Origin of the sequence: Candidatus Planktophila sp. (assembly GCF_036734405.1) — a bacterium.
Taxonomy (GTDB): domain Bacteria; phylum Actinomycetota; class Actinomycetes; order Nanopelagicales; family Nanopelagicaceae; genus Planktophila.
In genome coordinates this window covers 112,631-137,467 of record NZ_DAIMYR010000001.1, presented here as the reverse complement: position 1 = coordinate 137,467, position 24,837 = coordinate 112,631, and the positions used below count along the sequence as shown (strand labels likewise).

Sequence of the window (24,837 nt, the reverse complement as noted above, 5' to 3'; positions counted from 1 at the left end):
TACCGCGTTATCACGTTCCATTACCGCGTTATCACGTTCCATTACCGCGTTATCACGTTCCATTACCCTCACAACAGCACTTGTTATTCTAAAATTTTGGATTACATCATCTGAAATCGAACCAAAAGCGCCTTGAATTGCAGGCATCAATCCTCTGAGTGAATGTTCATAAAAATCTCGAAGGAGTCCAATTGGAATCTCGCCCAGGAACACAATACCCAAACCGTGTGATCCAACAAATTCCAAAGTCCTATATTCTTCCTTTATTTCTTCCCAAAATTTATGTACTCCAAAAGTATTTCTTCTCACGTGAATATCATGCAAAAGAATTATTCCATCATCCGACATTTTGGATTTCCAGGATTCAAAATCCTGCTTAACTGCGTCATAGGTGTGAAAACCATCGATATGTAGCAAATCGATTGAATTCTCTTGAAATAAATGTGATGCATCCACAAACGACATTTTAATTATCGTAGAGAAATGAGAATACTTTGAATTTAAAGTTAATACACCTCTATGAACTGAGTTGTCATAAAACCCTGCTTGATTATCGCCTTTCCAGTGATCTATGGCAAACGCCTTGGCATGCAGTCCACATTCGAGAATTGACTGACATCCGACAAAATAGCTGAAACCATTGTGCACCCCTAATTCAACAAAAATCTTGGGCTTCTGTTCACGGATTAAGAATTTCAAAAAAGGTGCATGACCAATCCAAGCCGAAGGAAGGTAGTCATCAATTCTGAACAAGTAATCGTCGTGTGACAGTTCATTTAGCGCACGATCCAACAAAGGACAACCCCACGATCTATTTATTGTTACTTGAAGGAAATATTATATCTGACGTATATGATAAGAACATGCTCCAGCAAGGTAGTTTTAAGATTTTTGCAGCGATCCCACATTTTTTCGATGTACTCGGTATTTATCAAAACGACTTTGGCTCACACGAGAGTGATAACTATTCGTGTAGGCAGGCCATCATCGAGACAACTAGCGCATCAATCAGTAACGCATTAGATTCCCTAGACATAGAATATGTAATTACATATTATGGAGTAAATGATCAATTTATCAAACGGTCAAGAGTAATTAGTGAAGTTTCGGAACCAAAACATTTACCTTGGTTTGTGATTGATAAAGCATTTGAGCAAATTGATGAATATGACTATTTTCTTTTTGTGGAAGATGATATTTTCGTTCCCCTTGGTCTTTTAGAAACTCTAATAAACATCGATTTGAATCTGGAGTTAAATGAAATAGTTATTCCCAACAGAATTGAGACACTTAGTGGAAATGAATTCTGCGTCGATATGATCGCTATGCCGGGCTGGGAGACTGAAGAAAAAATCTACGCGGGCCTAAGGTTGCGCCAAGCAAGAAATATTCATTCGGGCTTTCTTTTACTATCCCGAGAAAAATTTTCTAAGGCATATGATTCACGATTACATTTGGAACCAACAAAAATAATTCGATGATTCCGACACTGAATACATTCATGAATCTAATGGATGCACTTGGAGTAACTGTGACTTTAAAGATTGGTGAAAAACCAAAGAGAAAGAACTCTGGTCGCTTGATGGTCGAGGTTGCTGCTTAAAAGTTTTCAAGATTGATCTAAAGCGAAAGTGGCTTGGGCCGGGATCGAACCGGCGACCTAACGATTTTCAGTCGTTCGCTCGTACCAACTGAGCTACCAAGCCAACAAAGATCTTGCTAGTAGTTGCCCACTCGTCCACTTGCCACATAAATGCTGGGTCTGGCCTGCCTCCGCCCCTAGCATTAGAGGGTGACCTAGATGGGTTACTTGGGAAGAGGGATGGGATCAGATGTCGATGAGCAATCTAAGAGTTAAAAACTTGCACAAGATTTCAATTTTTTCAGTTTTGGTATTGGGTTCATCGTTACTGGGTTTTGCTCCATCGAGCGCGGCTAGCCCAACAACCAATGCCTGCGTAAACCAGAAGACAGGGGCCATGCGGATCCTGCTTAAAGGAACGTGTAAGGCAAAGGTCGAGAAGAAGCTTGTTATCAATACCACTGCCCCAGCTGTGTCAACAATTCCTTCCATTTGGCTTTCACCACGGGACTTACTTGCTTCACGCCAGGGATTTACTGACAGCAGCGGCATAGCTGATGCTTCTTCTGTTTCCACGCTGGTTCTGACTAACAATTTCTTCCACGCCGAAGCTCTTGATCTTGCTCAAGAGAAAGAGAGAGTTGTATTTAAAGCGGTGCCAAAGGGCTGGAGCAAAGCAAAAAGCCTGACGGTAAGGGTTTATTGGTTGCTAACCGAGAATACGACCGCACCTGTTTCCTTTGAGGTTTACTTAAACTCACGTGGAGACGGTGATAATTTTGGTGACGAGAATTGGGCAACCAGTGCAGCGGGAGAACAAAAAGATGCACTGGTAGTAAGTAAGGGCTCCAAGATCATGAATACCCATAGCTTTACATGGGGAAATAATGGTCAAATAGCCGATGGCGAGCTACTGACACTTTCGCTATACCGCGAGGGAAATCTTCAAAAGCCAAGCGTTTACTCTGGCAAGGTTTACGTAATGGGAGTCTCGATAGAGCCAAACTTCTAAATAGTTACAGCAAAACCCCTGCACCTTAAAAGCGGTGTGGGGGTTTTGTTTTGCAATTTAGGTTGGTATCTACCGTGGCTTGGGCCGAGGGGTCACTGGGGATAAGTCATGGGACTGTCAGTGGGCGGTGGCAGGTTGTGGCCATGGATAAAAAACAAGAACTAGAAGTTGAAAGAGAATTAACCTGTAGCTACAATGTAGCTACAAACAAAGGAGATGCCATGGCGGCAGATGCGATCGTAAGGGCTCGGGTAAGCGAAGAGACCAAGGCCGAGGCTGCGGCGATTTTTGAAGCTGCTGGTTTAACGACCTCTGATGCTATTCGCATGATGCTTGTTAGGGCGGTGGAGGACGGTGCGCTTCCCTTTGATCCGGTGAAGCCAAACGCTAAAACTGTACGGGCGATAAAGGCGGCTCGCGCCGGAAAAGTTAAGAAGGCAAAGAACTCAAAGCAACTACTTGCAAAGCTAAATGCGAAAGCTTGAGTACACAACTAAATTTGAACGAGACTACAAGCGCGAAAAGAAAAGTAAATCTGGTAGGGATCTAGATCGACTTCTTCAAGAGGTGCTCGATTTATTGGCAGCTGATAGACGTTTGCCAGCCAATTTAAGAGAGCATCCATTGAAGGGTGAATACCTTGGCACTCGCGAGTGCCACGTAAAGCCTGACTTACTTCTTATTTATGAAAAGCGTGGAAAATCAGTTTTGGTCTTAATCAGATTGGGAACCCACTCCGAGTTGTTTTAATCGGCTAGTGAGCGATGAAAAAAAGATTATTGTTCTTAGCAGTGTGGCTTGGGCCGGGATCGAACCGGCGACCTAACGATTTTCAGTCGTTCGCTCGTACCAACTGAGCTACCAAGCCAACAAAGATCTTGCTAGTAGTTGCCCACCAGTACGTATGGCACACAAATAAATTTGCATACAACACCAAAACCTTTGCGACCCGGACGGGACTTGAACCCGCGACCTCCGCCGTGACAGGGCGGCGCGCTAACCAACCTGAAGGGTCGATTGGGGATAAGTCATTGGACTGTCAGTGGGCGGTGGCAGGTTGCGGCTATGACACAGAAACAGCCAAGATCTATTCATTTAGTAACGCTTGACGTTAATAACGCTACGCGTTACTATACCTAAGTGATCCTTTCATTTAAGGACAAGCAAACTGAGGCACTTGCCAGTGGCAAGCAGGTCCAACGGTTTTCTTCCTTCGAAAGAATCGCACTTCGTAAATTACGACAGCTCGAAATCGCAGGTCGCTTAGAGGACTTAAGGGTTCCACCCGGGAATCACCTTGAGCTGCTAAAGGGTGATCGTGCAGGGCAAATGAGTATTCGAATTAACGATAGATGGCGAATATGTTTCAAGTGGACCGTGGCAGGTCCGGCAGATGTAGAGATTGTTGATTACCACTAGGAAGGAAGGGAATGAAAAATGGCTACAAAGATTGCATCTCGTCAGGTTAAGTCACGGGTAAAGCGAGTTGATTCAGTAACTCCTGGCGAGCTTTTACTTGAAGAATTCTTGGTACCTATGGGCATTTCAAAATATCGTCTAGCTAAAGAGATCAATGTGCCCGCCCAACGCATCGGGGACATTGTTATGGGTAAACGTTCAATTACGGCTGATACAGATTTGAGGCTTTGCCGGTTCTTCAATTTGTCCGATGGTTACTGGCTTCGTGCACAGGCAGCTCATGACCTTGAAGTTGCTCTGGCGCAGATTGGTAAGAGCTTGAAGACAATCAAGCCATGGTCTAGTCGAGTTGCTTCTTAAGTAGTTACGATTATCTGTAGCAAGTCGATCTAAAGCGAATGTGGCTTGGGCCGGGATCGAACCGGCGACCTAACGATTTTCAGTCGTTCGCTCGTACCAACTGAGCTACCAAGCCAACAAAGATCTTGCTAGTAGTTGCCCACCAGTACGTATGGCACACAAATAAATTTGCATACAACACCAAAACCTTTGCGACCCGGACGGGACTTGAACCCGCGACCTCCGCCGTGACAGGGCGGCGCGCTAACCAACTGCGCTACCGGGCCTTAAGAGATTGATAAACATAAGTGGCTCTTATGTCACAGTTAAAGCCGTTACTACTTTTTACATCTTTAGAATCGGTCCTGCGGTACTGCGTGCCCCCAACGGGATTCGAACCCGTGTTACCGCCGTGAAAGGGCGATGTCCTAGGCCCCTAGACGATGGGGACGTTCTAAGGCTTGGCAATCTTACCCGTGAAAAGGTGTGCGACCAAATGGCATTTATAGGCACAAAAAAGCCACTGGCGGGCTTGCGCCGGGCCAGTGGCTCTTCTGATTAAAGGTTAATGCTGGTTAGTTAAGCGCCCAACGAACAGTGATTGACACTGTTACATCCTGCTCACCTAGATCAATCTGAACTGCTGAATCTGCCTCTGCTGCCTTTGCCATTGGGAATGGTGATGAGTACACAGGTGAAGATTGCTCTTCAAGTGAAAGTACTTTGCCGATTGAAGTTCCAAGGAGCTTTGCATAAGAAGAAGCCTTTGACTTGGCGTTTGCTACCGCTGCTGCGCGTGCATCTTCTGTCGCAGTTGCTGGGTTAAGAGTTGTTGGCATTACTCCACCAAGTTGCACTGCGTCGCCACCTGCGGTGACAACCGCTTCGATGATGGTGCCGGCCTTTGATGCGGTGCGAACTAGAACATCAAATGATTGTGATGCGCGGTAGCCGGTGATCCTTGTTCCAGCTTCTTGTGTCCAGTTGTATTCAGGGTAGACGCTGATGTTTGCTGAACGAATATCTTTTGTTGCAATTCCTGCTTTGAGCAGAGCTGCGCGAACCGCTGCTGCTGATTTGCTGGCTGCAGAAAGTGCTGCAGCATTTGTTGTGCCACGTGCTGACACAGTTGCGTTGAAGCGAACCGCATCTGGGACAACAGAGATCGTGCCGACACCTGTGACGGTGATGAAGCGGTTATCTGCAGTGCCTGCTCCATTTGCTGGGATCGCTAGCGCGACTACGCCTGCAACGGCGGCGACTGTTACTGCGGTTAGGACTGTGCGAAGTTTTGTTAGTTTCATAGGGCAAGTATCTCGTATTAAGTGGGGATGGGGTTAATTAAGGCTGGGAATGGTGGGAGAATAAACGAGTGAGCCAGTTTCTAAGCAAATGCGATGCATCGGTGATGGTCGATGCTGCTGCGAATTTATTGGCCGGAGGATTAGTGGCGTTTCCAACTGAAACTGTTTATGGGTTGGGGGCCGATGCAAGTAACGCTAATGCCGTTGCGCGGATTTATGCAGCGAAGGGTCGGCCTGCAGATCATCCTTTAATTGTGCATATTGCATCAATGTCTGGCTTAGGCGATTGGGCAGATGATGTGCCTGAATATGCGATTGCGCTGGCGCGTGATTATTGGCCTGGGCCAATGACTTTGGTTGTGCGTCGATCTGGTTTGGCTGGGGATTTTTTAACGGGTGGACAGGACACAGTTGGTGTGCGAGTACCAGATCATCCTGTTGCGTTGGGGTTGCTTGAAGCTTTTGTGCGGGCTGGTGGCAAGGGAGTTGCTGCACCAAGTGCTAATCGCTTTGGAAATGTTTCGCCGACGACGGCGCAGGCGGTTAGTGAAGAACTGGGCGATTACTTGGCAGATGGTGATCAGATTCTTGATGGTGGTGCGTGTGATGTTGGTGTGGAATCCACGATCATCGATTGCACAGGGGATGTGCCGAAGATTTTGCGGCCAGGTGCGATTACCGCGCAGATGATTGCTGAATCAACTGGGTTGGAAGTTGTTGGGCAGACATCAGATGATGAAGCTGTGGATACTCAAGTGATCCGTGTCAGTGGTTCATTAGAGGCTCACTACGCGCCGGCTGCAACAGTTGTCTTGGATCAATCCCCCGTCGCAGGTCAAGGATTTATTGCGATGGCAGATGTTGTGACAGCAGATGGTGTTGTGCGATTGGCTGCGCCAACAACCCATGAAGAATTTGCGCAGGTTTTGTATTCGGCGCTGCGTGCCGCAGATGAACAAGGACTGCAGACAGTTGTGGTTCAGCAACCGGTTGGCGAGGGAATTGCTGTTGCGATTCGTGACCGTTTAAAGCGCGCTGCTTTCGGCAGCGCACAGAGCTAGGTCAATAGGATTCCACTTATGTCTTTGGTCGTGAAGCTATGAGCATTACCGCTGCACAATTTGCGATCTTGGGTGTTGCAGCCTTTGCTTTAACGGGGTTGTTGACTTGGCCGGTGCGCGCTTTAGCGATTCGTTTAGGTGCCATGGATGCACCGAACATGGCTCGAAAGACGCAGGCAGAACCAGTTCCGTACTTGGGTGGCGTTGCAATTGCGTTGGGAATAACCCTTGTAACTCTGGCTGCAGTATTTGTTGGTGCAGAAAATTTTGTGGGCGAAAACAATAATCAACTCAGGGATTTAGAGTTTACTGTTTTGTTGCCGGCGCTGGCGTTGGGTGCAATGGGATTATTTGATGATCTGCGCTCGCTATCACCATGGCCACGATTGATCACACAAACAGCTGTAGGAACCGTAGTTGCATTTGTGATTGTTGAAAACGGAACGATTGGAACACCTTTCGGGCAAGGTGCATCTGGTGATTCTGGATCTTGGATAAACACAGCTGTCACTATTTTTTGGATCGTTGGAATTTGTAACAGCATTAACTTTTTTGACAACCTAGATGGTGCAGCATCTGGCGCAGTTGCAATTGCTGCGCTGGGTGTATTCATTATTGCTTTTGATCGCGGGCAGGAACTTGTTAGCGCGCTTTCTATTGTTACCGCTGGAGCCACCATTGGTTTCTTGATGTGGAATAAATCGCCGGCAAAGATTTATATGGGTGATGCCGGAGCACTGTTCTTAGGAATCATTATTTCTGTGGCAACAATCCGTTTGAATCCAGGGATTACTCCGATTTGGCAATCACTTGCAATCCCGTTGATGCTGCTAGCTGTTCCTTTACTTGATACCTGTGTTGCAGTTTTCTCACGGCTTGCCCGTGGGCTGTCACCGCTTACTGGGGGTAAAGATCATCTTTCTCATCGTTTAGTCCGCGGTGGTTTAAGACGGCCGATGGCTGCAATTTCATTGTGGGCAGCATCTGGGATGTGTGCGTTGTTTGCCCTGGGTGTTTATTTCTACACAGATTCTTTAGGTTCAATTTTGATTGGCATCTTCGCTGCGGGCTGGCTTGCCGCTTTGGTGTTGTTCTTGCGCACCCCGTCTCACGATTAAAAACCACCTCTGCTTCAAAAATCTTCCTGAGCCACACCTTCTCTCAGTGAATCTGAGGACCATCAGCAAGCCTTTGTATCAAAATCCTGTGAATCAGTGAATTTCGTACTTCAGGCTTTGGAGGGTGAGGAGGTAGGGGTTATCCTCGGGGGTGAGCATCCGAGTCTGTAAAGCAAGAAAGGCACAATGAGGAATCTTAGGGAATCTTGTCACTCTTGGATTAACCATCTGTTAATCATTTTGCTCTTTGGGCTCCTCCCGGCGACTTTCTCGCCTCCAGCCGCTCAAGCCGTTATTTCTGCAGCCCCGACAGGGCTGAGCGCCAGGGCCGGAAATACTTATTTAGAGATCTCCTTCACCGCTCCTAGCGGGACACCTACAAATTATGACTATTCAATTGATGATGGCCTTACGTGGAGTACAAGAAATCCAGCTGGAACTTGGAGTCCATTAACTATTTATGGTTTAACTAATGGGACTTCATATAATGTAAAAATTCGAGCTCGTGATGCAGATGGACCTGGTCCTGCTTCGGCAACAACCACAGCAACACCGACTAATCAAACGCAACTCGTAGGAAGCCAGGCTTTTATCCAGGGAGCACATGCTGAAGTTGGTATTCGGGCAAATGGCGCTTTTGGAAGTAGCAGTAGTCCATCTACCTTTCACTCAAGCGGGGGATGTTTAGGATTTCGAGCTGATCGACAAACAAATGGTTGGGGAACAACAACTGGGTCTTCACCAAATTATACAAATGGAAATATTGATGATGGAGATTTCTTTTGTCCGGGTTCTCCTTTTGAAGGTTGGGCGATCAAGGCTAATGGTGCATCAACAAGCTTTAGTGATAACTCAGGAGGTGGTCCTTCTGGCAGTTTTAGTACCCCAGTTAATACATCTACCGAAAGCAGCGTTACCTGGACTTCAACTACAAGTGCTTACCAAGGTTTAACAATTTCCCAAAAGTCTTCAATTCCCACAACAGGTCAACTGCTAAATGTAGATGTCACAATTAAAAATGATTCAGGCTCGACTGTGAATAATCTTTATTATGTTCGTAACTTCGATCCAGACAACGGCTCCTATCCAACAGATCCGTTCACTACCGTAAATACAATCCTAAAAAATGGTGTCGACGGTACCGGAGTAAATATTCGTTCCACTTGGCCAAATGGTGCTGCGATATTCCTTCAAACTAATGACTCACGAGGCCGCGGCGCCATCCACACAAGCGGTTTGGGGCCTAACCCCGATCCATTGGCCCTTTATGCTGGAACATCACCTTGGACGCGCAATAATTCGACCGCCGATGTTGGAACCGGAATTTCCTTTAATTTAGGATCACTTGCAGCAGGTGCTAGTACCACACTAAGAGTTACCTACAACTTAACGGCATCCTCTGCATCTTCGCCATCGGTCACAACAAGTGCGGCATCAAATGTCGGAGTTGGAACGACAGCGACCTTGAATGGAGTAGTTAATGCAAACGGTTTTGCATCGACTGTAACTTTTAAGTATGGCTTGAACTCTGATTTGAGCGGAGCGACTACTGTAAATGCAACTCCAAGCACAGTGTCTGGAAGCACCAATGAAAATGTAAGTTTAAATTTGACTGGGCTAACTGCCGGAAGTACTTATTACTTTCAAGTAATTTCAGCCAATGCAAATGGCACAAGTGCGGGAAGTATTCTCTCCTTCACCCCAATAGCTTCTCCGACAGTGGTCAATCGTGCTGTTTCAAATTTGGCTAATACGACAGTTACTTTAAATGGTTCAATTAATCCGGGTGGTGGAACCGCAACTTCAGCAAAATTTGTTTATTCAACGGTGGCTACAGTAGATGCCTCCACCACGAACTCAACTCTCTCGACATCGGGAATGACTGGGACAAGCCCAATTTTAGTTAGCGGAAACTTAACGGGGCTTTCTGAAGGAACAATCTATTTCTACTATTTGGAGGCAACAACCCAGGCGGGGACTGTACGAAGTGAGATTTTGACCTTCACAACAACACCCGCACCTGCGGCAACCACATCAGCCGCCTCATCTGTTAGCGCAACGTCTGCAAGATTAAATGGTGCAGTAAATGCAAACAATTGGAATACGACGTCAATTTACTTCACATATGGAACTAATTCTGCGTTGTCAGATGGAACTACAATCACCACCACTCCAACTCAGGCTACAGGAAATTCCAGCACTAGTGTTTATGCAGATTTGAGTGGATTAACTACAGGTGTTACTTACTATTATCGATTGACTGCGGTTAATGTGAATGGCACAAACTCAGGATCCATTTTAAGTTTTACCCCCGCGGCAAAGCCTCTAGTTACCACAGGTACCGCAACTAATTCAGGACTAAGGGTCACTTTTCCAGGAGTTGTGAATGCAAATGGTGATGCAACCACAAGTATTCGAATTATTTATGGAACTACAAATGATTTAAGTTCTAGCACTGCAACTTTGGTTCCAACTCCATCTGCAGCTGCAGGAGCAACTGATGTGAATGTATCTGCCTCGCCATCAGGCTCACTACTTCCATCTACTGTTTATTATTATCAAGTTGTTGCGACAAACAGTTTTGGTTCTACTTCAGGAGAAATAAGAAGTATCACAACCCCCGCAGCAGTAATCGTTGGACCATCTGTGACAATAACTTCAAGTTCTGCAACGGTTGGCCTTACTTCTACATTTACGCTTACGATCACTTTCAGTGCTGCTGTTTCTTCCTTTACAAAATCCATGCTTACATCGTCGCTGCAGAGTGGATGGGCAATGGCAGATGCAGTGCAAACCAGCGCTACGACCTATACGATTGATGTAATACCTGCAATTGGTGCGTCTTCCACTGGAAACTTGACGTTTTCGATGGCTGCAAATGCGACGACCGATACCTTTGGAAATGGCAATACCGCAACATCGGCGACCACAACTGTTACCGCATTGCCTGCTGGTTTAACGCCGACATTTTCGACACCGGTAGCAACCGCAGATGGATTTACAGTAAACGTGACTAACTATAATTCGCCGACATACACACAAACTGCGTCGGTTTCTACAGGAACAATCTCAGTTGGAACGCCGACTGGATCAATATGGCCATTAACTATTTCGGGTCTTTCTTCCGGGGCCTCTGCAGTCGTGACAGTGACAACTTCTCGTTCAGGATATTCAAATGGAACGGCATCTGTAACAGGAACAACGATTCTTCCGGGTCGCCTGGCAGTTTTTGATACTCCAGTTAGGACATCAACTGGTTTTACAGTTAATCAAACCAACTACGATGCAACCTTCACTCAAACTGAAGCGGTCTCAGTTGGAGTATTAACACGTGGCACAATTTTAGGTTCAGTTTTACCACTAACTATCACTGGTTTATCAGCGGGTGAAACTGCCACGGTAACTGCAGTGATCGAAAAGACTGGGTATCTAACCGGAAGCAGCTCAGTAGATGGCCGAGCGTTACAGGATCAAACAATTACCTTCAGCTCAATTTCTAGCAAGACTTATGGAGACGCACCGCAAACTTTGACCGCAACCGGCGGTGCTTCATTAAATCCAGTTGTATTTACAGTAGGAACTCCGGCAGTTTGCAGCGCTACCGGTTCAAATGGCACAACTTTGACAATTCTTTCCAGTGGAAGTTGTACGGTTAGAGCAGATCAATCGGGCACGGCGACCTTCGCTGCTGCACCAAGAGTCGAGCAAACTTTTACTATCGCACAAAAACCACTCTCGATAAGTGCGGTAAATGTTGGAATAATTTACGGCGGAGTTGTTACTCCTAGTTACAGCATTGCAGGATTGTCGTATACAGATACCGTTACCGCCCTGAGTTATACATATTCAGGAACCTTAACAAGTACGCCACCCACCGGTTCGGGAACTTATTCAATTACCCCATCTGCGGCCGTTTTTTCACCAACACTAGCTTCGAGTAATTACTTGATTACGTATAATCCTGGAACGCTTGTAATTACACCAAACTCTATTTCTGGACTCGATCCCTCTAAATTAACCCGACTTGGAACTATTACGGCTTCTGATTCAGTTGATTCCAATTTCAGTGCAGTGGCAGGATCATCTAGCGTTGTCATTTCAGTGCCTCGAGGTACTTTGCCTAGCGGCAGCGTTGTTGAAGCATATGACTACAGCGACACTTCAACAGCCAGAGCCGTACTTACCAACGCGGGTGAATTTATTCTGCAAGCTGTCATTGCATGGAGCGCTCCAGATGGAACCACTCCATTAACTAATCCAGGAAAATCAGTCCAGGTAACAGTAACTTCACCAGAGATATCGGCTGGACAGCGCGTTTACTCAATCATTGGTGGGGTTGCCACAGTTGTTGGTATAGCAACAGTAGATGGAACCGCTACATTCTATTTGACCGAGGATCCAGTTGTGGTAATTACTCCAACAGTTCCCGATGCGCCAACTTCAGTCTCTGCTGTAACGACCAATAGTCAAACCGCAACTATTAGCTGGGTTGCGCCTGCAATAAATGGCGGAAGTGCAATTACTGGTTACACGGCTACATCAAATTCAGGTCAAGCATGTACCACTTCTAATTTAAGTTGCGTGATTGCCGGGTTAACAAACGGGATACCTCACACATTTACCGTGGTAGCTGCAAATGCAATTGGTAATAGTGAAAGCAGTACTGCAACTGCAGCGGTAACACCACTTGGAAGTGCACTCACACCCACCTTTTCAACACCGGTCGGTGTTTCTGGCGGTTTCACCCTAAGCATTACCAATTACGACCCAGCATTCTCCTGGAGTATTTCCGCATCAACTGGAACCGTGACAATTGGAACACCTGTGGGAGCACTTTTACCTCTCACAGTGTCAGGATTAGCGGGAGCTGCAAATTCAGTTATTTCTGCTTCCTCTTCAAGAACCGGATATTCCAACGGCACTGCCACGACATCTGGGCTTTCCTTAAGTGTTTTTGTGGTGACTTTTGACTCGACAACAAATGGCGGATCTGCAGTCTCGCCAGCATCTGTTAATTTCACAACTGGCGATTCACCAATAATCCTGGGTTCACCGACACCTAGAAGTGGCTTCACCTTTTTGGGATGGTTTACTGGCTGCTCTGGTGGCTCATCAGTGAATTCTCCATACCTGCCAACTGCGTCCATAACTTTGTGTGCTCAATGGAGTAGCCAAACGCAAAGTGGATCTAGTTCCTCGCCAGCGCCCGTTACCTCAGCAGGTGGCGGAGGAACTCCAACTCCAACATTCATTTATCTAATCTCAACTGACCCTTCTGATCCAATAAAGATTTATAGTAAACCAGTTTGCGTTGAAATTTTTTCACTAAGCAGTTTGAAATTGGGTAGTAGCTGTTCAGACTCTAATGGGCATCTCTCTCTTCAGATTGAAAGTGGAAAAGTAGCCTTGCGAGTATTTGAAAAGGAATTGCCAGAAAGCTATCGAGAGTATTTTGCGGAAGTCGTAGGAGCAAGAATACTTCTTCAAAATGGAATAATTTTTTCTGGCACAAATCGATACGCTGTATCGGCACCGCTTAGGAAAGAATCACAAATTACTCCAGAAGTTCCAGTTAACCTCGGGCCATTCCTGGAGGCCGCTACGCTAAAGGATGGAGCAGATTTAATTCGCATTGGTGGGGAGACCTACCCAATTAAATTCAGTGCCAACCTTTCGGGTGAGTCTTATGTTGCTTCAACAAAGGATTGGCGACTTGAGCTCTTCTCTTTGGATTCAAACAAGAAAATTGTCTCTCTAAACTCACAGAGTCGTGTGACAATCTATGAAGATGGATATCTTAGAGTTACCGGAAAAGGCTTTTTGCCAAATAGCAAATACCGAATCTACATACTCGCAGACGAGACACTGATTGCAGAATCAGAAACTGATGCTTTAGGTGATTTCGATTCAACTTTGGGATTACCAAGTACAATTAAGATCGGCAGTAATGTTCTTCAGATTAATATTCAACTTATAAACAAGAGTGTTCTTTCCTCTTCGCTAGAATTAACTATTTTAGAGAATTTGGTTGCCGTAAAGCCACCATCTGTTCCGGTGAAGCCACCATCTGTTCCGGTGAAGCCTTCAGTTAAAAAGAAGCTATCTGTAGTAATTCCGTTTGCATATGCTAAAACTGAGTTTTTGAAACAGCAGACAGCACTTCTCAAGACACTTGATTTGACTGGCAAAGTCTTAAGAATTTCCGTCACAGGATATGCTCAAAAGAGCGGTACGGATGATTTGAAGTTCTCATTAGAGCGAGCCGCGGCAGCCAAAAGGGCTATCTTGAAGTTAGCTCCAAAAGCTCAAGTAACCATTCGTGGTCTCGGTTCAAAAACCACCTCTCTTTGCAAATCGAGCGTAAATCGCTGTGTAATCGTCAAGATTTCACGTGGATAAAATATTGTAATAATGCAATAAGATTTGCACGCACAAAGGTACAAAGTGGGGCCTATAGCTCAGTCGGTAGAGCAACGGACTTTTAATCCGTGGGTCGACGGTTCGAGCCCGTCTGGGCCCACATCCAATAATTGCTAAATCAAATTATTTTCACAGAAGATTCGACTACCATCTGCCGCGTGCCAATAAAAAAATTCAGTCGATTATCGACAGCTTTGGCTTTTGTTCTTGTTTTTACATCTGCAATTGTTGTTAACTCACAAGCAGCCACCATATCGGGCACATCTTGTAGCCAAGCAGGCAATCAATTTCTTGAAGGCAAGAAACTTTTCACATGTGTGAAATCTGCATCAAAACTGATCTGGAAATTTACAGACGACAACACATCTTCATTTGCCCCTTTCCCGCTTGCGGGTCCAAGCTGGCTAGAGATTGCACAGCAAAAAGATTTGTTAGAGAAAGCAGCATTTGAGCGTGCTGTTAAAGTAGCAGCGGAGTTAAAAGCAAAACGGGATGCAGAAATTGCAGCTGCAGCATTAAAGGCTCGCCTTGAAGCTGAAGCAAAAGCTGCAAAAGCTGAGGCGGAAAAACCAAAAATCCAAGGCTTAACAATAGGGAATCTTTTGTGGAGCGATGATTTCAAGGGAAACAAAGGCGCTGCTATCAATGTACAAAATTGGAGTGCACGAAACTGCCACAGAGTTCCAGCTTCCCTTGGTGGTGGCGCTTGTTTTGATGCCGAAGTTGTCTACTACGCACCCTCTGCTATTGCCCTAGATGGCAGCGAAAATGGTGCAGCGGTGATCTCAACCAACCGTATTTCAGGAGCGTTGCCGGCCGATGCGGGAAAGTGTTTGAGCAATTACTGCGGATTTGTCAGTGGTCGTTTTGATACACATGGGAAAGTGGCTTTTCAATACGGATTTATTGAAGCACGTATCAAAATGCCTGCCGGTAGCGGTAATCACCCTGCTTTTTGGATGTTGGGAGACAACATAAATCAGGTTGGCTGGCCAACATCAGGTGAAATGGATATCACCGAAATCCGCGGAAATGAACCGACAATTGCCACTTCTGCAACGCATTACACAACAACTTATGCTCCTAACGCTTGCTGTTGGAATCATCAATACAAGGTTGCATCGCTACCTGTCGGTGTTGATCTAAGTTTGGATTTTCACACGTATGCAGTGGCATGGCTTCCGAACTCGATTTCGTATTATGTCGATGGGCGTTTGATTTCAACGACAACTCCACAAAATCTAGGTGGTCACTGGAGTTTTAACGATAAGTTCTTCTTGATTCTTAACAACGCTGTTAGCGCTTCATTTAGTGGACCGTGGAACAACTTGATGTCATCAACTATGACAATTGATTGGGTCCGCAGCTATCAACTTAATGGACAAGGACAAGTCTTTACAAAGTAAAACTCCCGACATCTAGTTCAGATGCCGGGAGCCCCTTCGAAGGATTTACTTCTTTTTATATCCAGTTGGGCACTTTGGATTTACCGCAGTTACCTTTTTGGTTGTTTTGCCCTTTACGCAGGTGATAGTTGTTTTCTTGACAACAACATTTGGTGCTGCGTAAACATCAAAGGTAACTAGATCTACATCAGCATCTTTGTCACCATAGCCTGGAATAACCGGCTTTAGAGTTCCGTATAAACGAAGCTTTGGAGCAGCTGCATTTGGTGATGCAGGTACCGCTTCTGTTCCGGTTGTATTGGTGTTTTTCAGGTTGAAAGTCACTTCGCCTGCAGCATTAGTTGTGCCCGTAAGGTCAGCACCAGATGCTGTCTCTGAAGCAGGAACACCAATTTTTGTGCTGCCAGATAACCAGGTTGCCTTTGAACCGCTGTAGGGAGAGTTCACTTGAAGAGTTACTTGAGTATTTGCAAGCGGAGCTGTTCCATCTTTGGTAACTAAGTACTTCAAGGTTAGTGTTGTTCCCGCGGCGATGTATGTATAGAAAGCGCGAGTTTTAGGTGAGTAGTACTGCGCAATATCTCCAGTTGTATCAACACTATTTGACGGGCCAAATGCCGGAGAAACCAATCGCATTGATGGAAGCGCCTTTGGAGCTTCAACAGTTGGTGTCGGAGTTGGCGTAGGTGTTGCTGTAGCCGTTGCAGTTGGTGTCGGGGTTGGAGTTGATCCACCAGGAATTGTTTCAGCTGCCGCTTTCGTAATATCAAAAGTTACAAGGTCCAAAACTTGTTGCATGTCTGTTAGTCCATCAATGATTAACTTCATGTTTCCATACAGACGGCCCGTTGTTGCTCGTGGTTGAGTTTCAGATGCCGGGATAGCCATTGCTGTTGATTGCGCATCTAAGTTCTTAATTGTGAAAGATACTTTTCCAGCAGAATCTGTTTTTCCTGCAACCAATAATCCATACCCTGTTGCAGAGTCTTGTGACGCGCCAGCGTTCTTACCGTTGATCTCCCATAGCGCCTTCGAACCGCTGTAAGGGGCATTGACCATAAATGAAACATTCTTATCTGCCGCCGGTGCTGTGCCATCGCTTGTGACAAGGTATGTGATGGTGATTGTTGATCCTGCACCGACATATCTGAAGTAACTGCGACCACCTGCTGCGTAGTACTGCGCAAGACCATCTGAAGCAAAGGTTTCATTTGCTGGGTTGAATACTGGTGTTAAAGCTCTAACCGTTGGGAGCCCTGAAGCACTTGTGCTTTGCAAAGCAACAAGGCTGCTTGTAAGCGCAAGAATTAGCGTGGCAAGTGCTGCTACCAGCTTGGTTCTGGTTGTTCTGATCTTCATCTTCGCTCCTTTTTGCTGACTGTGTATAGCTTTTACTTTTGGTTAATTCTTGAAAACTTTTCCAACGCCGTTGACTGAGTAAAAACGAATGTAATCAACGCTTAATTGGGCTTGGTTTAAGGCTGGGTCTATGTATTCGCCAGCGTAAGTGCCACCCATGGCAAGGTTTAAAATTAAAAAGAATTTTTGGTTGTATACCCAGCCGCGTGATCCGGTGTCGGCGGATGTATATGTGCCGGTGACTCTGCCATCAACAATGAAAGTTAAAGAGTTCTTTTTCCATTCAAGTGCGTAGGTATGAAAACCCTCTGACAGTGGTGGGCCGCTCAAGAAGCGAGCACCTAGCCCAGAACCTTGGGGAGTAGTTGGTCCGTGAATTGCAGAGGTTGATTGATCAGGAATATCTCCCCGAAACTCCATGATGTCGATCTCGCCGCATTCGGGCCATGGAACACCATCAAGTAAATCTCCGCCAAGCATCCAGAAAGCTGGCCATGTGCCAACACCTTCTGGCATTTTTATTCGAGCTTCAATTCGGCCGTACTGAAAACTAAGTTTGCGTGCGGTTTTTAAACGCGCACTTGTAAACTGACACTCAGAGCATCTGTTCAAAATATCTTCTGTGCCTGGTACTTCGCCCACTAGTTCTGCATATTGATTAGAGATTCGGTTTGCAGTGATAACTAATCGACCAGCGCCATCCATTGAAGCATTGGCAGCTTTGTCTGTGTAGAACTGTCGTTCAGAGTTTCCCCAACCGCCGCCACCAATTTCTGCGCTCCACACCTTGGATGAAGGACGAACACCCTGCTTGCCATTGAATTCATCGGACCACAGGAGCTTTAGTTTTTTCGGAGCCGCATCGGCAACAGGGTTAACCAGAAGTGACAGACCAACGGCAAGTGCGACCAAAGCACTGGCTGGTGAAATCCACTTAGACCTCATGGTCAAACCCTCCGTTACCGAATCTTGATGGAAAAACCCCTTGCGCCAGATGGCGGGAAAGGCTTAAATAGCGTACCTTGAAACCGCTTTCATGGAAACCCTAATCTGGCATAGATTTCCTGAGAGTTTGATTCGCCAGTTCTGCCAAAGGTCATTGTCTCTTTACGGAAGGTCAAACATGAGTAAGTCATTGAAACTAAACAGCTTTCTAGGAGCACTAATCGCAGTGGCGGTAAGTGCCGGAGTGCTAACTGCGCCAGCAAAGGCTGCAGAGCAAGTGACCCTGACAATTTGGACCTTTGGCGAAGTAATTCAGCCAGGACTACAGCGCGAATATCAAAAGCTGCACCCTGAGGTAAAGATTGTTCCGATCAAGAACGATGTTGACCCGCTACACCAGAAGACAATCTTGTCCTGCCAAACAGGTGGACCGGCTGACATCATCGCTTTTGAAACTCCGTACTCCGGTTACTGGCGTACAGGAAATCGCCCAAACTGTTTCCAAGATCTTCGACAGATGAAGACATCTGACACCAATGTTTCTGCCGGTGTCGCAGCTGGATTATCAGCAAATGATATTAAGAAAAATTATTTACCATGGCGTTGGGAGCAAGGAGTTGCATTCAACGACAGCGTTATCGGAATCCCAACTGATGTCGGCGGACTTCAGGTTGCATACCGAACAGATTTATTTAAAAAGGCTGGGCTACCAACTGATAGAGCCGCAGTATCAAAGTTGTGGCCAACTTGGGATCAGTTCATCGCAACAGGTCAAAAGTATGTTTCTAAGTTAACCCCTGCAGAAAAGAAGTCTGGCAAGGGATTTATTGACGATGCTGGATCAATTTATGCAGCTGTGATGAATCAAGGAACTGTTAAGTACTACCAGCCAGATGGAACCGATAAAGGAAAACTGGTTTACAAAACTAATCCACAAATCAAAAAGGCTTGGGATACAACGGTTAAAGCGCTTAATTCAGGAATTGGTGCACGCCTAGGTCAGTTCACCTCTGACTGGAATATTGGAATGAATAAGGGTGCAATGGCAACCATCCTGGCACCGGCCTGGATGCTTGATTACATCAAGAAGCAAGCTCCAGACACAAAGGGCAAGTGGGACATTGCTGATCTTCCAGTAGGTGGCGGAAATCAGGGTGGTACTCAGCTAGCAATCCCAAGTTATTCAAAGAATAAGCAAGCTGCTTATGACTTTTTAAACTGGTACTTGGCACCTGAACAACAGCTAAAGGTTTTCAAGACCTATGGCCTATTCCCATCAGCATCAGTTCTTTACGATGATGCAGCTTTGCTTGGCTACAAGGATGAATTCTTTAGCAACGCTCCTGTCGGTCAGATTTACACCAAGGGTGTTTTGAAGTTGAAGCCAATCTTTGAAGGTGAACTTCAACGAAAGATTGATTCAACATTTGGTGCAGGCCTAGGCCGTGTTGCATCAAAGAAGATGACCTCTGACAAGTCATACAAACTTGTTATCTCTGACATCGATAAACTCTTTAAGAATTAAAGCGTTTATCCGATGACAATTTTTAAGGAAAGTAAGGGGCGCTCAAAAGCGCCCCTTACTCCTTGGAAGAAGAAAGAGAAGAAGCAACTTCCTGGCGTTGCATCGCTAGATGGTCGCTGGGGTTATCCAGCAATTGCGCCATTCTTTTTAATCTTCATTGTTTTCGGTGTAGCTCCAGTTCTCTATTCAATTTACATTGCATTCTTTAAGTGGGATCCGCTTGGAGAATCAGAATTTAATGGCATAAATAACTTTACTTTTCTTCTTCAGGACTCTGATTTTTGGATTGCACTTCGCAATACTTTTAGCATCTGGGCGCTCTCAACTTTTCCGCAGCTCGTAGTTGCAATCAGCCTTGCTGCAATTCTTCGCAATAAGCGGCTGAAGGGAAAATCTTTCTGGAGAACCATTCTTTTGGTTCCAAATATCACCTCTATCATCGCAATCACTATTGTTTTCCAGCAGCTGTTTGGTCGTGACTATGGGCTGATTAACGCTGTGATTACCTTGATTCCAGGTGTCGACAACATCGACTTTATTGAAGGCATCATCCCAAGCCATATTCAGATCGCCACCATGATTTCGTGGCGCTGGGTAGGCTACAACACTCTGATTTTCCTTGCTTCTATGTTGGCGATTCCAGATGAGCTGTATGAATCAGCATCAGTAGATGGCGCTTCGAAATGGCAGCAATTCAAGTACGTAACACTGCCTTCGCTAAAGAACACAATCACATTTGTTCTTATCGTTGGAACAATTGGCGGATTGCAAGTATTTGCCGAACCTCAGCAACTAAACGCTGAAGGCGGATCAACCAAGCAGTTCTTGACCTTGACTCTGTTTCTGTACAACCAAGCTTTCCTTAACAACAAGTATGGATACGCCGCGGCCATTGGTATTGCGATAACCATCATTGTGTTGATTATTTCGGCTATTAACTTTGTTATCACCCGACGCCTTGCAGGGGAAGGTAGCCGATGAAGCGCAACATCCCGAAATGGCAAAAGACTTCGAAGCTTCATTACTTGATGCTGGCTCTCATTACATTTCTTTCGATATTTCCGTTTTATTGGATGTTCATTGTTTCATCTAATACAGATGCTGAAATTTCCAAAACGCCTCCCTCACTTGTTCCTGGCCCACGTTTCTTAGAGGTTGCGAACAAGGTATTAACCGCCGAAGGTGTCTACTTCTCGCAAGCGTTGATCAATACCTTCGTCGTTGGAATAGCTATTGCTATTGCTCAAGTGATTTTTTCAGCGATTGCAGGCTTTGCTTTTGCAAAACTTCACTTTAGGGGCCGTCAATTTTCTATTCTTTTCATCGTTGCGACCATGATGCTTCCAAGTCAGCTTGGAATCGTGCCGTTATTCATCATGGCCAACAGATTAAATCTTGTTAATACCTTGTACGCCTTGATTGTCCCGGCATTAGTCACCGCATTTGGCGTCTTCTGGATGCGCCAGATTATCGATGCCCAGGTCCCTAATGAAATTCTTGAAGCTGCAAGCATCGATGGAGCATCAGTTCCACGAGTTTTCTGGAGCATTGTTCTTCCAAGTATTCGCCAGAGCTCATTTGTTCTAGGACTCTTTGCATTCCTTGCAGCCTGGAATGATTACTTGTGGCCAACAATTGTTCTGCAATCTCCTGAACGATTCACATTGCAGGTTGCATTGACTCAATTGAAGCCATTGTATGGACTGGATTATTCGCTGCAAATGGGTGGAGCTTTCTTGGCTACTGCCCCATTGCTGATTCTCTTCATTTTCGTTGGTCGTCGCCTAGTAAGCGGCGTTATGGACGGAGCTGTAAAAGGTTAATGATCAATTCTCAATCCACCCTAGGTAAGAAAGGCATATACATGTCTAAGTTCCGCACACACATCGGCATCATTCTGGCGATGATCCTTGCAGTTTCTCCGCTTGCTGTTTATAGCGCAGTCGCTGCTACTGGAGGCCCAAAGGATTCCTACATTACTTTACAGTCACCATTTCTTGATGCTTCAAATACTTCAGAAGCAAAATCAAATCAGCAAATGGCCGATGGCTGGGTTGCAAAGGGTTGGTTCGGAACAGGGTTAGTTTTCCAAGTTTCATTTGCACCAGTTGGATCAACAATTAACTTGACCTATAACGTCAAAGACAAGAATGGAAAGCCACTTGCCTTTACACGCGTTAACCTGCGTATCAACAAGGGCTACAGCGAAGCAGCATCAATTGTCGAAGTTGATGGCGTAAGAACTAAAGGCATTGATAGACCTCCATTTGACCAAGCAAATGTAATTCGTCTAACTGATGCATTCGGAAACATCACTTTTGCGCTGAAAAATTTAGATCTTGAATCATCAGCTGAACCAGAGCCAGATTCATACACAGCAAAGCCAATCTTTAGTGATGACAAGTTAGATCGCCTTCACTCACAGATGCTTCCAGAGGTAAGCAGTGAGCCAGCAGATCATTCTGTGATCACCGAATTCCACTATTTCAAACCGAAGGCACCAATCGTGGTTCCGGCTACAAAGCCAACAATCACTCTAGTTTCTCCAAAATTGGATGCAACTAATTCTGTGCTGGACGCGGGTAAAAACCTAAAGCAGGCGTATGCACCGCTAGGTGGAGACCTAGTTGTTGTCTACAAAGTTACTGGTGATGATGGACGCGCGGTCCCTAGCAAAGTTGTTGATCTGAAAGTAAATGGCGGAAAGTCAACGCTAAAGGCGACAACTGATGCTTTTGGTTACGCAGCATTTACTGTGAAAAATGCTGACACAAAACCAAATAGTGCACCAGCGTCGGCAACGTCGCCTATGCCAGCTGCTAGTTCAGCCTTTGCAACATTAGTTCCTGAAATCGCGGGCACAACTGCAACTGCTGCCGAAGGTGTTGAATTCCATTACTACCGCGGAATCAGTACTTCGGTTGCAAAATCTGGAAAAGATTTTGTTGTTTCAGTTGCTATTGCTGGCGCTGCTGGCAAGACAGCAAGTGTTGCGGTGACTGGTGCTAAGAAAGCATCTGTAAAACTTTCTTCAGCCATGCAGGTAGTACCTGTAAAGGTAAAGGCCGGGGCTAAGACAGTAACCGTAGTAATTGACGGCAAGTCATACACATCTAAAGTTGTAGCAAAGTAAGGAAGAACAAGAAATGCCAACCAAGTCATTGCGAGCTTTGTTGGCATTTCTTGTTATCTTCTCACTGTCGACCGCAGGCGGAACGCAAGCACAAGGTGTAGCTGCAATTACCCCACCTCAGATCACGTATTCGGATAATTCTGGTCTAGGTTTCCTAGCAATCCCAGCTAAATGGTCGGTAGCCCAAAAGAATACCTACCAATGGTTTGTGAATGGAAAAGCTGTTCCTGGTGCAAACAAGCTCGCCTTTAAGGCAACAACAAAGCAGAAAAATCAACGGATCCAGTTTAAGGAAATTGGATCTTTGGGAACGTCAGTATCCGTTGTGGGCAAAATTGGTCAAGTAATTGTCAATACAAAGCCTTCGGTATCTATTGTGGATTCATCGAACAATAAGGTAACTGTGTTACCCGGTGCTTATTCGCCAAAATCAGCCAAGGTCACATTTCAGTGGTACAAAGGCCCAATTGAAATTTCAGGAGCAAAAACTTCGACCTATGTTCCAGCAGCGATAGATGAAGGTTTTCGGATTTATGTAACTGCAAAATACAGCGCTAAAGGATTTGTTGATAACACATCTGATTCAAGCGAAATCAATATTCCTGTTATCAAGCGAAACTATGTGCAAGTTTGGCAGGATGAATTCAATTTACCTGCAGGTTCTGCGCCGGATAGTTCAATTTGGGTATCCGAAAATGGAGACGGCAGTAAAGCAGCTGCTGGTGGTGGATGGGGTAACAGAGAACGCCAATACTACATACCGACATTAGCCAAGATTACTTCTGCAGGCGCTCTGCAGATTGATGCAACCACAACTGGTGCAAACGATTACAACTGTTATTACAAAGCTCCTTGCGAATGGATTAGTTCGAAATACATTACAAAAGGAAAACTAGGATTTAAGTACGGGCGCATAGAAGCTCGAATCAAAGGTCCCGTAGGTGCCGGAACATGGGGCGCATTCTGGATGCTCGGTGCAGATATTGATGAACGTCAGTGGCCTTGGTGTGGCGAAATTGATGTCACTGAATTAGTAGGAAAGTCTCCTAATACTGCATACGGTTACTTGCATGGTTTGCTGTCAGGTGGATTTGGTGGGCGCGGAACAACTGTTGATAGGCCAAACGGATTTGCAAACGATTACCACGCGTACGCCGTTGATTGGTTGCCGGATAGCATCGATTGGTATGTCGATGGCGTGCTATTTGGAAGTCAACAAAAGAAAGATAAAGACTGGGTTTTTGATCACGAATTCTATTTAGTGATGAATCTTGCTATGGGTGGAAACCTTGGCGGGCCAATCGAATCTGGCCTAAAGCAGGCCGATATCAGTTTTGATTGGATCAGGTTTTCAACTATCAACGGCATTGGCGAAGTTTTCAAGCGTTAGTGCAGTACTAGTTCGCCAAACCCGTCAATTGAATAATACTTAATTGAGTTAATCTGCAGCTCTGCTCGCTCTAGTTTTTCATCTACCGCACCTGCAAACCAGCCACCTATTGCTAAGTTCATAATCAAATAGAACTCTTGATTAAAGGGCCAAGGCATTCCTGACGATTCGACATCGTGTCGATTGATTCTGTTGTAACTAAGGTCATCAAAAAACCATTCGATGTAATCAGGTGTCCAGTTGATGGCATAGGTATGAAACTGATCGGCTAAGGCATCGGGTGACTGAATGATCTTGGTCAATCCATTTTCGCCAAAGTAGCCATCTGCATGAATTGTTCCCTGAATCTGAAAAGGGTGCGCACCTGTGTTTTCTAAAATATCGATCTCGCCGCAATGTGGCCAGGCGATGCCATCTAGAAGATTTGCACCCAATAGCCACAATGCTGGCCAAGTACCGACACCGCTTGGCATTTTGGCCTGAACTTCGATTCGTCCGTGTTTAAAACCAATTTTTCGAGCTGTATGAATCTTTCCACTTTTCCATTGTGCGGGGCCGTAATAGCAATGTAATCCAGAATCTGCAGGGATTCGCTCAGCGGTAATGATCAGGGTGTCATTGATGCTGACAGAATCTTTTGTGTAGTACTCCAGTTCATTGTTTCCCCAACCCACCAAGCCAGCAGATGAGCCATCACCGATATCAAAGTTCCAGGTGTCTTCTGATAGCTGACCAGCATGATGGTCAGCAAATTCTTCTGACCACAAAAGAGATTGTGCAGACCAGTCGGCCATTTTCACCCCTAATACCTGTTGTCGATTTAG

General features: G+C 45.6%; 21 protein-coding genes and 7 tRNA genes. 17 read left to right on the top strand and 11 right to left on the bottom strand.

Features of this window, described 5'->3' with window-relative positions; translation table 11 throughout:
* Nucleotides 1-795, bottom strand: a 795-nt coding sequence (locus AC9UC2_RS00680) for a class I SAM-dependent methyltransferase (RefSeq protein WP_509524046.1), incomplete at its 3' end; no start/stop codon positions are given.
* 68 nt (nucleotides 796-863) lie between these two features.
* Between AC9UC2_RS00680 and AC9UC2_RS00675 the strand changes: the two genes are divergently transcribed.
* Together AC9UC2_RS00675 and AC9UC2_RS00670 are read left to right on the top strand one after the other, a co-directional pair.
* Nucleotides 864-1,481, top strand: coding sequence for a hypothetical protein (locus tag AC9UC2_RS00675; RefSeq protein WP_509524044.1), 618 nt, complete (start codon nucleotides 864-866; stop codon nucleotides 1,479-1,481).
* A complete protein-coding gene (locus tag AC9UC2_RS00670) occupies nucleotides 1,478-1,603 on the top strand; it encodes a hypothetical protein (RefSeq protein WP_509524042.1) in 126 nt (41 codons plus the stop codon). The genes AC9UC2_RS00675 and AC9UC2_RS00670 overlap by 4 nt, the downstream gene beginning before the upstream one ends.
* Before the next feature lie 29 nt (nucleotides 1,604-1,632).
* Here AC9UC2_RS00670 and AC9UC2_RS00665 read toward each other — a convergent pair.
* Nucleotides 1,633-1,706 (bottom strand) — tRNA-Phe (locus AC9UC2_RS00665).
* 132 nt (nucleotides 1,707-1,838) lie between these two features.
* Here AC9UC2_RS00665 and AC9UC2_RS00660 point away from each other — a divergent pair.
* The 3 genes from AC9UC2_RS00660 (at nucleotide 1,839) to AC9UC2_RS00650 (ending at nucleotide 3,344) form a co-directional block, all read left to right on the top strand.
* On the top strand, nucleotides 1,839-2,594 hold the full coding sequence (locus AC9UC2_RS00660; protein WP_509524039.1) for a hypothetical protein: 756 nt from the start codon (nucleotides 1,839-1,841) through the stop codon (nucleotides 2,592-2,594).
* 143 nt (nucleotides 2,595-2,737) lie between these two features.
* Nucleotides 2,738-3,079: a type II toxin-antitoxin system RelB/DinJ family antitoxin gene (locus tag AC9UC2_RS00655; RefSeq protein WP_509524037.1), complete on the top strand. Its 342-nt coding sequence runs from the start codon at nucleotides 2,738-2,740 to the stop codon at nucleotides 3,077-3,079.
* Nucleotides 3,066-3,344 carry a type II toxin-antitoxin system RelE/ParE family toxin gene (locus AC9UC2_RS00650; RefSeq protein ID WP_509524034.1) on the top strand — a complete coding sequence of 93 codons (279 nt, stop codon included), beginning with the start codon at nucleotides 3,066-3,068 and terminating at the stop codon, nucleotides 3,342-3,344. Before AC9UC2_RS00655 ends, AC9UC2_RS00650 begins: the two co-directional genes overlap by 14 nt.
* 44 nt (nucleotides 3,345-3,388) lie before the next feature.
* Here the strand turns inward: AC9UC2_RS00650 and AC9UC2_RS00645 are convergent.
* Nucleotides 3,389-3,462: transfer RNA gene (locus AC9UC2_RS00645), tRNA-Phe, on the bottom strand.
* Between the two features lie 77 nt (nucleotides 3,463-3,539).
* Nucleotides 3,540-3,635 (bottom strand) — tRNA-Asp (locus tag AC9UC2_RS00640).
* 99 nt (nucleotides 3,636-3,734) lie between these two features.
* Between AC9UC2_RS00640 and AC9UC2_RS00635 the strand changes: the two genes are divergently transcribed.
* Entirely contained in the window at nucleotides 3,735-4,013 is a 279-nt protein-coding gene (locus AC9UC2_RS00635; protein WP_509524031.1) for a type II toxin-antitoxin system RelE/ParE family toxin, read from the top strand.
* 18 nt (nucleotides 4,014-4,031) lie between these two features.
* Nucleotides 4,032-4,373 carry a HigA family addiction module antitoxin gene (locus tag AC9UC2_RS00630; RefSeq protein WP_509524028.1) on the top strand — a complete coding sequence of 114 codons (342 nt, stop codon included), beginning with the start codon at nucleotides 4,032-4,034 and terminating at the stop codon, nucleotides 4,371-4,373.
* Nucleotides 4,374-4,414: 41 nt separating this feature from the next.
* Here the strand turns inward: AC9UC2_RS00630 and AC9UC2_RS00625 are convergent.
* The 4 genes from AC9UC2_RS00625 to AC9UC2_RS00610 all read right to left on the bottom strand — a co-directional run bounded on the left by AC9UC2_RS00625 (nucleotide 4,415) and on the right by AC9UC2_RS00610 (nucleotide 5,656).
* Nucleotides 4,415-4,488: transfer RNA gene (locus AC9UC2_RS00625), tRNA-Phe, on the bottom strand.
* A 77-nt stretch (nucleotides 4,489-4,565) separates the two neighbouring features.
* Nucleotides 4,566-4,639: transfer RNA gene (locus AC9UC2_RS00620), tRNA-Asp, on the bottom strand.
* A gap of 91 nt (nucleotides 4,640-4,730) precedes the next feature.
* Nucleotides 4,731-4,803 (bottom strand) — tRNA-Glu (locus AC9UC2_RS00615).
* A gap of 124 nt (nucleotides 4,804-4,927) precedes the next feature.
* A complete protein-coding gene (locus AC9UC2_RS00610; RefSeq protein ID WP_509524026.1) occupies nucleotides 4,928-5,656 on the bottom strand; it encodes an SIMPL domain-containing protein in 729 nt (242 codons plus the stop codon).
* Nucleotides 5,657-5,760: 104 nt separating this feature from the next.
* Between AC9UC2_RS00610 and AC9UC2_RS00605 the strand changes: the two genes are divergently transcribed.
* The 5 genes from AC9UC2_RS00605 to AC9UC2_RS00585 all read left to right on the top strand — a co-directional run bounded on the left by AC9UC2_RS00605 (nucleotide 5,761) and on the right by AC9UC2_RS00585 (nucleotide 15,661).
* Nucleotides 5,761-6,717 carry an L-threonylcarbamoyladenylate synthase gene (locus AC9UC2_RS00605; protein WP_509524713.1) on the top strand — a complete coding sequence of 319 codons (957 nt, stop codon included), beginning with the start codon at nucleotides 5,761-5,763 and terminating at the stop codon, nucleotides 6,715-6,717.
* 38 nt (nucleotides 6,718-6,755) lie between these two features.
* On the top strand, nucleotides 6,756-7,835 hold the full coding sequence (locus AC9UC2_RS00600) for a glycosyltransferase family 4 protein (RefSeq protein ID WP_509524024.1): 1,080 nt from the start codon (nucleotides 6,756-6,758) through the stop codon (nucleotides 7,833-7,835).
* A 186-nt stretch (nucleotides 7,836-8,021) separates the two neighbouring features.
* Nucleotides 8,022-14,234: a beta strand repeat-containing protein gene (locus tag AC9UC2_RS00595; RefSeq protein WP_509524021.1), complete on the top strand. Its 6,213-nt coding sequence runs from the start codon at nucleotides 8,022-8,024 to the stop codon at nucleotides 14,232-14,234.
* A gap of 48 nt (nucleotides 14,235-14,282) precedes the next feature.
* Nucleotides 14,283-14,355 (top strand) — tRNA-Lys (locus AC9UC2_RS00590).
* Nucleotides 14,356-14,413: 58 nt separating this feature from the next.
* The gene (locus AC9UC2_RS00585; protein ID WP_509524018.1) at nucleotides 14,414-15,661 is read left to right on the top strand and encodes a glycoside hydrolase family 16 protein; all 1,248 of its coding nucleotides are present in this window, start codon (nucleotides 14,414-14,416) and stop codon (nucleotides 15,659-15,661) included.
* Nucleotides 15,662-15,706: 45 nt separating this feature from the next.
* Here the strand turns inward: AC9UC2_RS00585 and AC9UC2_RS00580 are convergent, their stop codons facing one another.
* Together AC9UC2_RS00580 and AC9UC2_RS00575 are read right to left on the bottom strand one after the other, a co-directional pair.
* On the bottom strand, nucleotides 15,707-17,020 hold the full coding sequence (locus AC9UC2_RS00580; RefSeq protein WP_509524016.1) for a hypothetical protein: 1,314 nt from the start codon (nucleotides 17,018-17,020) through the stop codon (nucleotides 15,707-15,709).
* A gap of 42 nt (nucleotides 17,021-17,062) precedes the next feature.
* Entirely contained in the window at nucleotides 17,063-17,965 is a 903-nt protein-coding gene (locus tag AC9UC2_RS00575; protein WP_509524013.1) for a glycoside hydrolase family 16 protein, read from the bottom strand.
* A 178-nt stretch (nucleotides 17,966-18,143) separates the two neighbouring features.
* Between AC9UC2_RS00575 and AC9UC2_RS00570 the strand changes: the two genes are divergently transcribed.
* Genes AC9UC2_RS00570 through AC9UC2_RS00550 form a run of 5 tightly spaced genes read left to right on the top strand, consistent with a single transcriptional unit; the run spans nucleotide 18,144 to nucleotide 24,013 of the window.
* Nucleotides 18,144-19,490, top strand: coding sequence for an ABC transporter substrate-binding protein (locus tag AC9UC2_RS00570; RefSeq protein ID WP_509524009.1), 1,347 nt, complete (start codon nucleotides 18,144-18,146; stop codon nucleotides 19,488-19,490).
* A gap of 12 nt (nucleotides 19,491-19,502) precedes the next feature.
* Nucleotides 19,503-20,471 carry a carbohydrate ABC transporter permease gene (locus AC9UC2_RS00565; protein ID WP_509524006.1) on the top strand — a complete coding sequence of 323 codons (969 nt, stop codon included), beginning with the start codon at nucleotides 19,503-19,505 and terminating at the stop codon, nucleotides 20,469-20,471.
* Nucleotides 20,468-21,313, top strand: coding sequence for a carbohydrate ABC transporter permease (locus AC9UC2_RS00560; RefSeq protein ID WP_509524003.1), 846 nt, complete (start codon nucleotides 20,468-20,470; stop codon nucleotides 21,311-21,313). The genes AC9UC2_RS00565 and AC9UC2_RS00560 overlap by 4 nt, the downstream gene beginning before the upstream one ends.
* A 41-nt stretch (nucleotides 21,314-21,354) precedes the next feature.
* A complete protein-coding gene (locus tag AC9UC2_RS00555) occupies nucleotides 21,355-22,623 on the top strand; it encodes a hypothetical protein (RefSeq protein ID WP_509524000.1) in 1,269 nt (422 codons plus the stop codon).
* 13 nt (nucleotides 22,624-22,636) lie between these two features.
* Nucleotides 22,637-24,013, top strand: a complete 1,377-nt coding sequence (locus AC9UC2_RS00550) for a glycoside hydrolase family 16 protein (RefSeq protein ID WP_509523998.1) — start codon at nucleotides 22,637-22,639, stop codon at nucleotides 24,011-24,013.
* Here AC9UC2_RS00550 and AC9UC2_RS00545 read toward each other — a convergent pair.
* On the bottom strand, nucleotides 24,010-24,807 hold the full coding sequence (locus AC9UC2_RS00545; protein ID WP_509523996.1) for a glycoside hydrolase family 16 protein: 798 nt from the start codon (nucleotides 24,805-24,807) through the stop codon (nucleotides 24,010-24,012). The two genes, AC9UC2_RS00550 and AC9UC2_RS00545, sit on opposite strands and share 4 nt — an antisense overlap.
* Between the last annotated feature and the right edge of the window lie 30 nt (nucleotides 24,808-24,837).

Bases quoted from the DNA above. Each gene is read 5' to 3' on its own strand.
- AC9UC2_RS00670 (WP_509524042.1), top strand. From the start codon at position 1,478: ATGATTCCGACACTGAATACATTCATGAATCTAATGGATGCACTTGGA.
- AC9UC2_RS00545 (WP_509523996.1), bottom strand. From the start codon at position 24,807: ATGGCCGACTGGTCTGCACAATCTCTTTTGTGGTCAGAAGAATTTGCT.
- AC9UC2_RS00610 (WP_509524026.1), bottom strand. From the start codon at position 5,656: ATGAAACTAACAAAACTTCGCACAGTCCTAACCGCAGTAACAGTCGCC.
- AC9UC2_RS00555 (WP_509524000.1), top strand. From the start codon at position 21,355: ATGTCTAAGTTCCGCACACACATCGGCATCATTCTGGCGATGATCCTT.
- AC9UC2_RS00560 (WP_509524003.1), top strand. From the start codon at position 20,468: ATGAAGCGCAACATCCCGAAATGGCAAAAGACTTCGAAGCTTCATTAC.
- AC9UC2_RS00580 (WP_509524016.1), bottom strand. From the start codon at position 17,020: ATGAAGATCAGAACAACCAGAACCAAGCTGGTAGCAGCACTTGCCACG.
- AC9UC2_RS00630 (WP_509524028.1), top strand. From the start codon at position 4,032: ATGGCTACAAAGATTGCATCTCGTCAGGTTAAGTCACGGGTAAAGCGA.
- AC9UC2_RS00655 (WP_509524037.1), top strand. From the start codon at position 2,738: ATGGATAAAAAACAAGAACTAGAAGTTGAAAGAGAATTAACCTGTAGC.
- AC9UC2_RS00600 (WP_509524024.1), top strand. From the start codon at position 6,756: ATGAGCATTACCGCTGCACAATTTGCGATCTTGGGTGTTGCAGCCTTT.
- AC9UC2_RS00595 (WP_509524021.1), top strand. From the start codon at position 8,022: ATGAGGAATCTTAGGGAATCTTGTCACTCTTGGATTAACCATCTGTTA.
- AC9UC2_RS00660 (WP_509524039.1), top strand. From the start codon at position 1,839: ATGAGCAATCTAAGAGTTAAAAACTTGCACAAGATTTCAATTTTTTCA.
- AC9UC2_RS00650 (WP_509524034.1), top strand. From the start codon at position 3,066: ATGCGAAAGCTTGAGTACACAACTAAATTTGAACGAGACTACAAGCGC.
- AC9UC2_RS00675 (WP_509524044.1), top strand. From the start codon at position 864: ATGCTCCAGCAAGGTAGTTTTAAGATTTTTGCAGCGATCCCACATTTT.
- AC9UC2_RS00605 (WP_509524713.1), top strand. From the start codon at position 5,761: ATGGTCGATGCTGCTGCGAATTTATTGGCCGGAGGATTAGTGGCGTTT.
- AC9UC2_RS00570 (WP_509524009.1), top strand. From the start codon at position 18,144: ATGAGTAAGTCATTGAAACTAAACAGCTTTCTAGGAGCACTAATCGCA.
- AC9UC2_RS00550 (WP_509523998.1), top strand. From the start codon at position 22,637: ATGCCAACCAAGTCATTGCGAGCTTTGTTGGCATTTCTTGTTATCTTC.
- AC9UC2_RS00575 (WP_509524013.1), bottom strand. From the start codon at position 17,965: ATGAGGTCTAAGTGGATTTCACCAGCCAGTGCTTTGGTCGCACTTGCC.
- AC9UC2_RS00565 (WP_509524006.1), top strand. From the start codon at position 19,503: ATGACAATTTTTAAGGAAAGTAAGGGGCGCTCAAAAGCGCCCCTTACT.